This is a genomic window from Lactobacillus sp. Sy-1 (assembly GCF_019303535.1).
GTDB lineage: Bacteria > Bacillota > Bacilli > Lactobacillales > Lactobacillaceae > Nicoliella.
The window spans coordinates 40,796-54,472 of the sequence record NZ_JACCIU010000002.1 but is presented as its reverse complement, the minus strand read 5'-3'; the positions used below and the strand labels follow the sequence as shown (position 1 = coordinate 54,472).

At 30.9% G+C, this 13,677-nt stretch carries 9 protein-coding genes and 1 pseudogene; 9 read left to right on the top strand and 1 reads right to left on the bottom strand.

Features of this window, described 5'->3' with window-relative positions; genetic code table 11:
- The first annotated feature begins 26 nt into the window (after positions 1 to 26).
- The 5 genes and pseudogenes from HZL42_RS06940 to HZL42_RS09080 all read left to right on the top strand — a co-directional run.
- Complete coding sequence (locus HZL42_RS06940) at positions 27 to 1,979, top strand: McrB family protein (protein ID WP_219282928.1); 1,953 nt, start codon at positions 27 to 29, stop codon at positions 1,977 to 1,979.
- Positions 1,963 to 3,699, top strand: a complete 1,737-nt coding sequence (locus HZL42_RS06935) for a nuclease domain-containing protein (RefSeq protein ID WP_219282927.1) — start codon at positions 1,963 to 1,965, stop codon at positions 3,697 to 3,699. The genes HZL42_RS06940 and HZL42_RS06935 overlap by 17 nt, the downstream gene beginning before the upstream one ends.
- 126 nt (positions 3,700 to 3,825) lie before the next feature.
- Positions 3,826 to 4,830: a hypothetical protein gene (locus tag HZL42_RS06930; protein WP_219282926.1), complete on the top strand. Its 1,005-nt coding sequence runs from the start codon at positions 3,826 to 3,828 to the stop codon at positions 4,828 to 4,830.
- Positions 4,830 to 5,651, top strand: coding sequence for an S-4TM family putative pore-forming effector (locus HZL42_RS06925; protein ID WP_219282925.1), 822 nt, complete (start codon positions 4,830 to 4,832; stop codon positions 5,649 to 5,651). Before HZL42_RS06930 ends, HZL42_RS06925 begins: the two co-directional genes overlap by 1 nt.
- 244 nt (positions 5,652 to 5,895) lie before the next feature.
- Positions 5,896 to 6,043: pseudogene (locus HZL42_RS09080) on the top strand (transposase); the annotation flags it as partial.
- A gap of 257 nt (positions 6,044 to 6,300) precedes the next feature.
- Here the strand turns inward: HZL42_RS09080 and HZL42_RS06915 are convergent.
- Positions 6,301 to 11,010 carry a type ISP restriction/modification enzyme gene (locus HZL42_RS06915; RefSeq protein WP_219282924.1) on the bottom strand — a complete coding sequence of 1,570 codons (4,710 nt, stop codon included), beginning with the start codon at positions 11,008 to 11,010 and terminating at the stop codon, positions 6,301 to 6,303.
- A 217-nt stretch (positions 11,011 to 11,227) separates the two neighbouring features.
- On the opposite strand from HZL42_RS06915, the gene HZL42_RS06910 reads away from it, so the two are divergent.
- The 4 genes from HZL42_RS06910 to HZL42_RS06895 all read left to right on the top strand — a co-directional run bounded on the left by HZL42_RS06910 (position 11,228) and on the right by HZL42_RS06895 (position 13,613).
- Complete coding sequence (locus tag HZL42_RS06910; protein WP_219282923.1) at positions 11,228 to 12,088, top strand: aldo/keto reductase; 861 nt, start codon at positions 11,228 to 11,230, stop codon at positions 12,086 to 12,088.
- A gap of 24 nt (positions 12,089 to 12,112) precedes the next feature.
- Positions 12,113 to 12,511: a MerR family transcriptional regulator gene (locus HZL42_RS06905; RefSeq protein WP_219282922.1), complete on the top strand. Its 399-nt coding sequence runs from the start codon at positions 12,113 to 12,115 to the stop codon at positions 12,509 to 12,511.
- A gap of 115 nt (positions 12,512 to 12,626) precedes the next feature.
- The gene (locus HZL42_RS06900; RefSeq protein WP_219282921.1) at positions 12,627 to 13,139 is read left to right on the top strand and encodes a hypothetical protein; all 513 of its coding nucleotides are present in this window, start codon (positions 12,627 to 12,629) and stop codon (positions 13,137 to 13,139) included.
- Positions 13,140 to 13,214: 75 nt separating this feature from the next.
- Positions 13,215 to 13,613 (top strand): MerR family transcriptional regulator, encoded by a 399-nt coding sequence (locus tag HZL42_RS06895; RefSeq protein WP_219282920.1) that lies wholly within the window; start codon positions 13,215 to 13,217, stop codon positions 13,611 to 13,613.
- Positions 13,614 to 13,677: the final 64 nt, after the last annotated feature.

Below are 13,677 nucleotides of genomic sequence, written 5' to 3'. Positions count from 1 at the left end.
ATTTTAAAGAATGGATTGAAATAAATATGGAACCTAATAAGCAATATATTGGTAAGCTTTCTAAGAGTAAATATGATGAATATGGTACTAGTGGTACTATTGTTGACAATAGAAATGAAATGGTCGGATTTTTAGAAGTGATGAGTGCTAACGAGAATGATAATGTTTATAATAGTAACGTTTCCATTTTTCCTAATGTCTTACGAAAAGTTGGTTTTATAGATAATTATTCTCCGATAGATTCAGAAAGACAGATAAATCTTCACAACTTTTTAGACAATAAAATTTTTATTTTTAATGTTCGCGAAAAAATACTTGATGGCACGAATAAAATGAAATTTTCTGTATCAATAGATGATGTTTTATCTATTGATGTAGATGAATCAGTAATTGATAATTATAATAATTATGAAATGATTCCAATAATTCATGGCAAAAATAATAAAGAATTTGATAAAAAATTATTAGATGGTGATGCATTCAATAGTAATTCATTTGATCATATTAATATGGATGATAACATATCATTCGTGATTTACCATAATGATGATTATGATTTAGATGAAGATTTAGGTTATTTATACTCATATGTAGATATAAAAAATAAAAATTTGGAATTTCCTGATGCAATTCTTTTTCACGTTCCAACAGAAGATGATCCCATAACTGTAAGAAGTATAAGTGGCAATATGAACGATGGAATTTTTTTTAATAAGGATAAGACCATTGCTTTTATTCCTAATGAATTTTTAATGGAAAGAAATCAAAATAGTAGATATTCTATTGATGATTTTTCTACTTTTGAATATAATTTGGGATCTGATATTAATAAAGCTCATGATAAATCGAATAATAATTTAAATTCATCGAATAATGTTGATAAAAATAATACTTTAATCGAACAATTTAAAAAAGTAATAAAAACTAACGAATATAAATTAGCAATAGATGATAATGATTTAGTGAATATTCATACATCAATAAAAAGTAATTTACTGACTGTTCTTTCTGGTATGAGTGGGACTGGTAAGTCTAGGATTATAAGTGCCTATGCCGATGCTTTAGGTATAAATAATAGTGAACAATTTAAGTTTATTTCCGTTAGACCTTTTTGGCAGGATGACTCTGATTTACTTGGGTTTGTTGATAATACAACAAATAACTATTACCCAGGTGATACTGGATTGATAGAGATTATCCAAAAAGCTAATATGAATAAAGATAAATTGTATCTAATAACATTGGATGAAATGAACTTAGCAAGAGTAGAACACTATTTTTCTCAATTTTTATCAGTACTAGAACGGGATGAGAAGAGTAGATATATTAAACTGTATAATGGATATCTTGAAAAGCGGCTTTATAATAGTGAAAAGTATCCTAGTGAAATTTTAATTCCTGAAAATGTTAGGTTTGTTGGAACTATGAACGTGGATGATTCTACTTTTGAATTTTCAAATAAGCTTCTTGATCGTGCTAATATAATTAATTTAAAAATGCAAAAGTTTATTGATAGAAAAAGTTTTATAAGTAATGAAACGATGGTTAACTTAATTAATTCACCATCTTATACAGTTTTTGATTCAAAACTATATAGTTACCGAAATGAATTTGAATTTTCAGATGAATATTTACAAATGTTATGGGATTTAAACGTGGCTATTAATAATGCAAATCCTAACCAGGGGGTTAGTTGGAGGACTATAAATTCTATAGAATCATTTATAGGTAATTTACCTTCTGATTATCTCGATATTCCTTATATGTTTGACTTACAGCTATCTAGCAGAATATTTACGAAACTAAGAGGAACTAGCAGCATGCTTTCATCATTATTATCTAAAGATGAAAATGGATCTTTAAAGGGAGACATCGTTAAGATACTAGATGACTATTCTGATTTATCTGATTTTAGCATTAGTAGAAATAATCTTATTAATAAGACAAAGGAATTAGAAATAAATGGATTTGCAAGATAAAATTTATATTAATAGTAAAAAATATGGGAAAATGGATTTTGTTTTTTCCAATAAAGAATTAGATTCTGTACCTCTAGAACTTCCAGAAAATACTATTTCTGAACTTGTTTTTAAAAATTTAGAAAATTATAGAATATACTTAGATGGTTTAGATTTAATAAGTAATAACAGAAAAAATTCTTCTAGAATAAAAAAAGATGATAATAATAATTTGTATATAAATCCTAGTGATGTTCCATATGAACTATATGACAATAATAATAATGATTTTAAGTATTTACCTGGAATGTATTTGTTAAAGCTGGTTAATGAAGACACAATGGATGTATTTTATTCTGTGCTCAAAATTACTCCTAAACATTTAACTAGTGATGGTTTAGATAAGCTTAAGATAGATTTAGAGAAAACTGTTAGAGGCTTATCTAGATCATTTATATCTAATAATAATGGTATGAAGTCCAATTACTCATCAGAGTTGACGTATAATGACATTAAGGCAATTGAACTATTATGTGATCAACAAAATAACTTTTCAAATTTTTGCTTTGATTTGATTAATAGTCCTAGATTTGCAATATCTAATTATTATCAATGGACTAATAAATTGAACGGATTTATAGATAGAAAGTCAAAAAAGGAAATGTCTACCAGACAAAATAATAGATATAAATATTATGGAAAAGGTAGAAAAATAAACTATAATACTGTTGATAATATAAGTTTAAAAAGGGAGTTTAAGTATATATATACGGTTGTTGAAAGACTATTACAAATATCTGACTATAGCACAATTAATAATGACCAGATAAACGTAAAAAATGTGCTTAGCTCTTATATATCTATAATAAATTCCATTTATAATAAGGACTGGTTCAAAGATGTAGCTGATAAAAACACAAATATGTTTTCCTCAACTAGTAATAGTAATTTAGATAGTAGATATTCCTTTATCCATTCTATTTATTGGAAATTAGAACATTTATCATATTTTTCCGATAAATTCGAAAGACAATACAATTATTATTGGAAAAGAACTGATTTATTATATGAAATTTGGGGATACGTAAAGGTAATTGAAGCACTTGTTGATCTTGGGTTTAAACCTAAAAGTGGATGGATATTTGATGATGTTTCTGCTGATTATAAGGGATTGAATGAAGATACGGAAGTGATTATGGATGGTAAGACTAAAGACAATCATAATTTTTATTTGAAAGTCATATATGATCACAAAATATCTGCTAAACAATCTAAAGATGCTAATCCAATGTTTCATCGCGGTACTCATAATAGACCTGATGTTACTATTGAAATATATGATTCTGATAATGTCTTTTTTAATGCAATAATATTAGATACTAAATATAGGGATATAAAGTATGTTTGGAATGGAAAACATTCATCTGGGCCACAAATAATTGCATATAAGGATTCGATCTTTAGTCCATTTCCTTATTGTGATGAAAAATATAAAAAAATGTCAAAACTATTTCGTGATTTGAATGTAGATAAAAAGTCGGCAGTATTGGGTGTTGCCATTATTCATCCTGGAAAAATTGATGATTTAAAAGACAATGTTGAATTAAATGAGAAGTATACAGATGTATACAATATTAAAGCTAATCCAAGTAATAATGGATTTAATTCATTAAAATCATTTTTAAACAAATATATTGATTCAGCCGAAAGTACGATAAATCAATTTTATGGATATATATAATTGTTTAATTTTCCTATTAAGTAATCTTTTAATTACGTTAATTGCTCCTATGATTAAATTTATACTTTATTAAAAAGTTTTTCTGAAGTTTAATCGTATGAGCAGTTATTAATAATTAATTTAGAGGTGTTTAAAATAATAGTAAATGCTTGGTTTGAAAATTATGTAAATTCTAATATAAAAATTTCACAAGATACAATTATTGCGGCTAAAAATAGTTGTGATTGGCTAACTTCTGAAATAAAATCGTTTTCTAATAATTTAAATTCCTTTCCAGATTTATGGGGAAGTAATGATTTTTATTTGAAAATGGGTTCCTACGCTAGAAAAACACAGTTTAAACCATTAAACGATGTAGATATAATGATTATATTTTCAGCTCAAGGAAGTCTTTCTAATTTTAACAATAGTATTTGGAATGATATAGACATATTTCCTAATGAAAAATCAACACAGTTAACATCATTAATTGGTGAAAGTGGAACTTTGAGCTCTATAAGAATGATAAATTTAATAAGGAGCGAATTAAAAAAGATTAATCAATATAAAAAATCAGAAATAAAAAGGAACATGCAAGCACTAAGATTAGAATTATCAAGTTATGATTGGGGTTTTGATATAGTACCTTCTTTTAAAACTGTTGAGAATGAATTAGGACAATCATTTTATTTAATCCCAAATGGATATGGAAAATGGGAAAGAACTAATCCTATGCTAGATCGTAATGATATTGATGAACATCAAAAAGTTATTAATATTGATTTAAAAAGAGTAATAAGAATTTTAAAGTACTGGAACTACAGAAGTGGTATTTATAATTACATACCATCTTATGTTCTCGAAACTATGATACTAGATTTTATTGATAGTCCAATGTTTAATGTATCAGAGGAAAATAATTATAGAATTTTTATAAATAAATTTATGGATTATATGTTAACCTATTGTAGATATGAAGTTTACGATAGAAAAAGAATCCAAGGAGTAATAAATTATATAAATAATGATGATATTAATTATTTGCTTAAATCACTTAATAACTTTAAGAATATTTCAAATAAAGCTATTTGGCTTGAGTCAATTGATTCTAATGAGATGGCTATTAATCTTTGGAAGGACTTCTTCAATTAATGAGTTTAAATTTAAATATAGAAAAACAGAATTCAAAAGAAATGCTAGAATTACTGTCTGCTCAAAGAAATGTATATTCAAGGGCCAAAAAGTATTTTTACCTCTCTTTTTTTTCATCAATAATTCCAATAATAGTTAAAATGTTAGGATTTAAAGACTTAGAAAAATCAATGATGATAGGAATATTTTTTACTTTTTTAACAAATTTTTTACTGATTATTAACAATAAATTAGTTAATAAAGGAGCAAATATACAAGAGCAGTTCGATACCAAAATTTTTTCTATTAATTGGAACTGTGTATTGATAGATAAGATAGTATCAATAGAATTCATCAAAAAACATGTAGATAAATCAAATTTTAATGATCTTATGAATTGGTATAGCATTCCTAATACTGGTGATATAAAAAAAGATACGCTAGTTTGTCAATATAACAACGCTAACTGGACTTTAAAACAATCAAAGATATGCAAAAATTATTGTATTTTTATATACGCTATTTTAATTGTGCTTTGCTTTTTTATTTTTCCTATGTATTATGTAGCTATAATTTTGCCTATACTATCATTTTTAAGAAAAAATTTTGTGATGTTCAATAACACTATTAAATCAGAAAAGTCAATAGTTAAAAGTGTTAAGGAATCTATAGAAAACCCAAAAATTATATCAGATCAATATATTAGGCAAATTCAAGACAGCATTTATATTACTAGATGTAATACCGTGACAGTTCCGGATTTTGTATACTATTTATTTAGAAATAAAAATGAAAAGGCAATGAAGGAATCTACTGAAATAATTAAACGATTATATAAATAAGGAAGTAACATAAAACGAGGCTGCGACATAAGTCACAACAAACAAACAGGCAACGATAAGAAACTTTTTCTTATCGTTGCCTGTTTTTATGTATAATATATAGAAAAGAAAGCTGGTTCACACTCCAACTTTCTTCAAATCATTCTCCTAAAGGAACAACACAACATGAATAATTATAAAATAAATCAAATGAATTTGAGTATATCTACCGACTGTAAACCACAAAAAAAGTCCATCTATCTCAATCTATGCACGAAGAAAAATAGATGTCGAATCGTTTTTTGGACACTTGAAAGGTTATTTGAAGTTCACTCGATTTTCAGTTCGAGGAATTAATAAAGTCAAAAGAGAAACTGGAATCGTATTAACGGCAATGAACATCATAAAGATAGCTTCATTAGTAACTAATTTTCTTTTATTAAATGTAAAAATGGTTCTTGTCGGAAGAAATTATTATTTCTTCCGACAAGAACCATTTATTTTAAGGAGTTATGTCACAGCCCCGTTTTGTATGGATAAATATATTTTAGAGGAAAAATTAACAATGATAACTCAATACCTTTACGGTATTGGGGCAAGTACAATTGCTAAGGGATTTGGTTTAAAGGAAAGTGATACAATTCTATAAATGTATTTTCAAAATATATCTTTACTTATTAGCTTCTTCATCGACTTCAAACTTAGGTAATTGATTGATTAAATCAACAGTTTTAACAGATACATTAATAATGCTTAGTAACAAATTAAAAATATACTTAGGATCATCACTGTATTCATTTGGATTATCAGTAATTTGTGTTTTCTTATCAGTTTTAACTTGATATTGATCCATAATCCATTCAATTGCAGAACGTCCGTTAACAACGTAATCATATGCTTTTTCAGGGATATTAGAAACAGTAATGTCATCGTTGAAGATAATAGTAGATTTATCATTGATTAACTTCTTTGTTTCAGGATTCCGGTATTTTGCAAATCTCATCTTCTTAACAGTATAGTCACTATCGTCAGATCCTATAACTTTTACATCGCTATATGGGCTAACTTTTTCATAATTAAGATGTAAGCCCATTAAATTCTTTCCAATTTCAACGTATTTTTCTTTATTTTTTGCAATTGGAATGCGTGGTGTATCCTTAACAAGATCACTAGAATACTTATTTTGATAACTATTAGAATTCAGTAATCCATATATATAAGCTAACGCATCTTTATGTGTCATATTAAGTTGCTTAATAAATGCGTCTGATAAATTATATTGTTTATCTTCCCATTCATCATAAAAGGGAAATACTTGAGTTCCCGATATTACAACATGGTAATCAGATATACAATCTGTTACAAAAACATCGAAAGATTTGTGAGAACCCTTTCCACTTATTAATAAACTGATATTATTTTTACCCCAAATTTTTTCAAAAGCTCGTGGTCTGTCTATAACATTACTATTGTAGTACAAGTTCCGTTTTGTGAAAGGTCTATACATTATTGGGATAACTTTATGATTATCAGAAATGTATTGGTTAGATAAGTATCTATTTTTTAACGTGGCACTCCATTTTATTTTACTATCGTCTTTAGTAGCCTTTTCATAGTTAACTGAATTTTTTAATTCATAATCATAATTTTTTATTAGTTTATTACCAATATGTTCCGTGTATTCTTTATTAAAATTAATAAGCCATGAATCTCTATTAGTTGTTATACCTGAAGTTTTAACATTAAATACATGATTATTCTTACCAAACAATGGAAGATATTTTGTATAGTTAACATCTCTTTTATCTAGCCAATCATTATAATTATCAGGATTAATATTTTTCCAATCAACATGTGAAATATCAACTTTATCATTAATTATCTTTAGTTTTTCACTTTTAGATAAATAATCTCCTATATCATGATAATAGATTTCATGGTTATCAGAACCATCTTTAACTAAAATACTTATTGCAATTGGAGCACGACTTCCAGAACCAAAAATCTTTCCACCCTCTTTACGTGATTGCTCTCCAATAGTTCTTTGATTACCACGTAGGTTAAATACATAAAGATGATTAAAATCATTAAAAATTGAATATCTGAATCCATCTAAACTACCACTACTTAAGAAACTACCATTAGTTATAAAACCAATAACACCATTATAACCAATTCTATCAGAAGCCCACCTAAAGGCCTTTATATAGCTATCATAATTGCTTTTTACAACTGTAGAAGAACTATGTTCAACGTATGTTCTTTTTATTTGATTATCTAAATATGGATAATGTACATTTTCATTATCATCATTAGCACTTCTTTGACCGATTGAATAAGGTGGATTACTAATAATAGCTGTAATTGGCTGCTCTTGCTCACGTTTTAAACGTTCATTGTTTTCACCAAATAATTCATCATCTAAAGCGTTCTTATTTTCGGTACTAGCAAACGTATCAGTAAGCACAATTCCATCAAATGGCTTGTAATCTTTATCTGGATTAATATCCTCAAATGTTGCTTCAATATTGATAGCAGCAATGTAGTAACTTAGAAGCACAATTTCATTTGCATACATTTCATGCATGTACTTACGCAATATATCATCATAAGTAATCTCTTTATTATCTAATTGTTTCTTGAAATGTGTTAATGTACGTGTCATGAATGTTCCTGTTCCAGTGAATGGATCAAGAATATTGACATTCTTATCAACTAATCGCTTCCCAAAGTATTTTTGTAATGCATGATCAACTGAATTAACAATGAAGTCAACTACTTCAACAGGTGTAAATACAATTCCCAACTGTTCAGTCGTTTCTTTAAACCCTTTACTAAAGAACTTATCGTAAAGCGTTAAGATAAGCTTTTGCTTACCTTCAGCATTATCAATTCCACTAGCTCTTAATGTAATTGAATCATAGAATGGTTTTAAATCTTCTTGTTCCTTATTAAATCCAAAGACTTTAAATGCACTAAGCACATCATTCATAGTTTTAGACACAACATTATTGTTAACAAAACTATATTCACCAAACAAAGCGTTAAAAATAGGCTCGGTAATTAAATGTTGAGCTAACATTTCAATAGCTTGTTGGCCACTAATAGACTCATTGATGTTATACCGTAAACTCTTTACAAACTTATTAAAGGCTTCTTTAGCCCCCGAATTACTATCAATTAAGTCTTTAATTCTTTGAATATGGCGTTTGGCAATGTTAGCCACATCTTTAGACCAGTCTTCAAGATATCTTCGGTTACCAACTTTTTGAACAACTTTTCCATAGAAAGCGTTCTGCATTTCTTGCCAATCTAGAGGAAGTTCAATTTGTTGAGGTTTATTAACATCGCTCTTCCATGTACTTTCATCAATAGGGTCTTTAGGACTATTGCCCACAATATTAGTATCAACACGACCTGATTTCTTCTTGTTTAAATCAAGTTTATTAACTTCTGCTTCAAAGCTTTCATCAGTTGATCTAAGTGCATTCAATACCTGCCAAACAGCACGGTATCTTTCGTTGTTATCCAATGCCTCGCTTGGATCCACTCCTTCAGGAATGACAACTGGAATAATGATATACCCATATTCCTTATTAGGAGCTAATCGCATGATTCTTCCAACTGCTTGGACAATATCAACCTGCGACTTTTTAGGGTTAAAGAAGACGATTCCATCTAAGTTGGGAACATCAATTCCTTCAGTAAGGAATCTAACATTTGAAAGCATTCTAGCCTGATTTTCGTTTGAGTTATCACTAGCTAGCCAGTCAATCTCCTCATTTTTACGTAAGGCGTTCAAACCACCATCAACATGATGAACATCAACATTAAAACTTTCACGTGACTTTGCACCTAAATAGTCGTTAACAACACGGTTAAATTCATTTGAAAGTGTTTGGGAATGCTTAATGGTATCAGTAAAACCAATTACCCGTTTCATTGGAGCACCAGTGATTTCACCAGTAATTCCGTTTCGCTTCACCATTGCATTCCAAACCCCAATTATTTTTCCAATATCATCAACTTTTAAACCGTTATCGCTAGACATAATCTTTTGCATATCTTTATTGATGTACGATTCACTAACCGCTAACACTGATACCTTATAATCAGTTAACCATCCACCAGCAACAGCTGCTCCAAAACCGAGCCTGAAGAATTCCTTACCATAGATAACTTCATCATCCATTGATGAAACAACAATACTATTTTCAACGGCTTTCTTTTTAGCACTTTCATCATATATTTTAGGAGTAGCGGTTTGATAAAGGCGTAGCTTTCCCTTTACATTCGTGTTTGAATGCACTTTAGTAAACATACTATCTTCACCCAACTTTTTAGCGCCAGTCGTTCGATGAGCTTCATCAGCAATGATTAGATCAAATTCAGGATAACCTGATTCTTGGGCCTGATGAATAACATCAATTGATTGATACGTCGAAAATACAACGTTAATTGTTAATCGATTTTCATCATCAGTAAGCTTTAATTGTTTATAATCGCGCATTAATTCATCAACATCAGTAGTGGCAGGGAAGCCCATATCAGTTGAATTTAATTCATCGTTTCCATCGACTGCTTTTTTAGTTGCCTTTTGATCAGATACGACTGATAGGGATGTCATATGGATTCGATCATCAATATCATCATTCCAATTGAATAGCGTCTGAGAAAGTAATTGGATACTTGGCACTAAATAAAGCACATTAAAAGTGTGCTTAGCTTGATCCTTCATTAAGGCTTCGGTAATTTTCAAACTAGTAAAGGTTTTACCAGTTCCTGGTGCCATGATTAACTTTCCACGGTCATGATGTTCATAATTACTATGGTTAAAATACTGAACCGCTTTTTCAATAGCTTCTTTTTGATAACTTCTAAGCTGCTTATCCTTATGTGATGAAAGATCATTATCACTTGTAAATGAAAATTTTTGCCATTCGAAATTGGCACGGCGTAATTGTGATAATCCAATAATGGTAAATGGTTTTGAATTTCCCTTTAATGCATTTAGAGCATTTGCATTCCAGTCGTCAGTAGTGGATGCAATGATTCCATCAGCATAGTATTCTTTACCGGCCTCAGCTATAAACGAATTAATGGTATCCTTACCGACTTTACCTTTGTAAAACTTAGCTTGAACAGCCGTTAAGTTGTCATTCATATCACATGCAACAATGTCTACTCCCGTATCCTTTTTAGGAATGCCATATTTTTCTGGTACTTCATTTAGTGGCCAGACATGTTTAAATTTTTGCTTATAAATTGGTTCATTCTTTAAATATGAAACTACCATGTGCTCAAAAGCAGTTCCTCTATCACGTTGATTATTAATGTTACTATTATCAATTTGGTTAATTAGTTCATCAAAAGTAGCCATCTTGTTCTCCTTAAATATTAATATATTAATATTAACTACAATTATACATTCTGCATTAACTAATATGAAGGTTCCTATTAGTGGAGGAACCTTCATATTTTATTGCCTTCACTTCAATAATTACAGGTCATTTTTATTCCCGTGAGCTTCTATCTTGCCTTACACCTACCTCAACCCTTTATAGTGGACCCAACACTTAAATAAAGGAGTTTTTTACATGACTAATGTACCTAACGTTAAATTGAACAACGGTGTCGAAATGCCAGCAGAAGGCTTCGGAGTTTATCGGATTGAAGGCTTTGACAACTGTAAGCAAGCCGTTAAGGATGCCTTATCAGTTGGCTATCGGGCGATTGATACTGCCCAACAATACAATAATGAAGACGCGGTTGGCGCTGCCATCGAGGAAAGCGACGTTGACCGGAAGGATGTCTTCATCACCACTAAGGTCTGGATCACTGAATTTGGCTATGACAAGACCCGCGCTTCATTGGAAGCATCGATGAAGAACTTGCGGACCGACTACATTGATTTAGTGCTCTTGCACCAACCATTTGGGGATTCATACGATTCCTACCGGGCACTAGAATCACTGTACGACGAGGGCAAAATTCGGGCGATTGGGATTTCGAACTACAACAGTGACCGTTACATTGATATTCAACACTTTGCGCGCATCAAACCCGCAGTGGATCAAATGGAAACCCACGTTTTCTTCCAACAAAATGAGATGCAAGAGTATACTAAGAAGTACGGGACTAAGCTAGAATCATGGGGTCCATTTGCGAACGGGAAGCATGATATTTTCAATAATCCAGTTTTAAATGAAATTGGTGAAAAGCATGGTAAAACTGCTTCTCAAGTGGCCTTGCGCTTCCTGGTCCAAAAGGACATTATCATTATTCCGAAGTCGACTAGTATTGAACGGATGAGGGAAAACATTGATATTTGGGACTTCGAGCTTACTGCCGATGATATGAGGTCAATTGAAGCATTAGATACCAACGAAAGTTCATTCATGGACCTCCATGATCCGAAAATTGTTGAATGGATTGTGAACTCAGTCCCTGAAAAATAGTTCAAATTAAGTGGGGGGTTAACATTGTTAACGGTTAAAAAGGTTGCGCAACAACTACAGATTTCAGAGTATACGGTGCGTTATTATACTAATTTGGGGTTAGTCCCCAATGTGAAACGGAACGCGCAAAATGAACGCATCTTTGATGAGAGTTCTTTGGAGTGGCTGCGGGGCTGCAAAATGCTCCGGAGTACCGGAATGTCGATTAAGCAAATCAAGCGCTATGTTGATTTATGCAAGGTGGGCATTGAAAGCGTCGATGAGAGATATGCAATCATGAAAAATGAACAGCAACGAGCTATCCAAAGGCTCAAGGATGCTGAACAAAATCTGCAGTTCGTGAATGCCAAGGTCAACGTTTACGAACAGGCAATTCATAACCACGAGAATGTTGATCCATTGAATCCACAAAATAATGATTAACCATGAAGAGGAAGCTTCCCACAAGTAGGGGACTTCCTCTTTTATTCCCCTGACAATTGAAGCTGCGATTCTGAGGGAATATAATAAAGTTAAAACTGTATAGAGGAGCTATCATATGTTAAATATTAAAAAATCATTGTTGGTTTGGACTAGTGCAGCGTTGCTATTCACTAGCTTTTCAATTACTGTCAATGCAGCAACTTGGCAAAAGGGGATTCCCGAGGTAATTACGCATCAGGTTGATAGCCACCGGACCCCATTCATTAAATTACATAATTCTAAGTATGCGTACTATCGCAATGTGCTTACTGTTGAAGGGAGCACTGGTTCCAAGGGCGACCATGGTAACATTGTTTATAATCGGGTGCTTTATAATAAAAATAAGAAATATGTTAAACAAGATGCTGGTAAAAAATTAGAATCGCAGCGGACGGCCTATCCTGAGTATAAGCGCTTGGGTGGTGGTAAATACATTATTAAGCCATATAAGCCCGGCAATAGTAAGTTAAGATTCGAGGTCAAGAACTTAAGCGGCAGTGCCAATTCATTCGGAAAACTAGAACTCTGGTTTAATGGTCAGTACATGGGGAAAATGGATGATGTTCACTCGATTGATTACCTGGACTGATTGATACTATGGCATTTACAATTATGGTAAGATTACTTAATAAATGGCTATTAAATTAAGGGTAGGTGATTTATATTGTTAACAATCGAACAAGTTGAACAAGAGCTTCAAATGTCAGAACATGAGATCCGTTATTACACTAATTTAGGGTTTATTCCAAACGTAAAACGCAATGATCAGAATGAACGGGTATTTGACGAACAGTCTTTAGATTGGCTTCGGGTCTGTGATATGTTGCGCAATTCTGGAATGTCAATTAAGCAAATTAAGCAATACGTTGATTTATGTAAGGTCGGAATTGATAGCATGGATGAAAGACTCTCCATCATTAAGGGGGAACAAACCCGTGCGGTTCAACGACTAAAAGCGGCTGAAAAAAACCTGAAACTCTTAAATGAGAAAATTGAAGATTATGAACAGGCAATTGCAGAGCATAAAAACGTTGACCCGTTGAGTTCGCAGGATATTAATTAATGCCGAATTTACCAAACTGGATAACCATTAAAATAAGCCGTCTTCAATTTAACTGAGGACGACT

What these genes read in the sequence shown, in the direction of transcription:
- HZL42_RS06940 (WP_219282928.1), top strand. Translation starts at nt 27, where the DNA reads ATGGAACCTAATAAGCAATATATTGGTAAGCTTTCTAAGAGTAAATAT.
- HZL42_RS06935 (WP_219282927.1), top strand. Translation starts at nt 1,963, where the DNA reads ATGGATTTGCAAGATAAAATTTATATTAATAGTAAAAAATATGGGAAA.
- HZL42_RS06925 (WP_219282925.1), top strand. Translation starts at nt 4,830, where the DNA reads ATGAGTTTAAATTTAAATATAGAAAAACAGAATTCAAAAGAAATGCTA.
- HZL42_RS06915 (WP_219282924.1), bottom strand. Translation starts at nt 11,010, where the DNA reads ATGGCTACTTTTGATGAACTAATTAACCAAATTGATAATAGTAACATT.
- HZL42_RS06910 (WP_219282923.1), top strand. Translation starts at nt 11,228, where the DNA reads ATGACTAATGTACCTAACGTTAAATTGAACAACGGTGTCGAAATGCCA.
- HZL42_RS06900 (WP_219282921.1), top strand. Translation starts at nt 12,627, where the DNA reads ATGTTAAATATTAAAAAATCATTGTTGGTTTGGACTAGTGCAGCGTTG.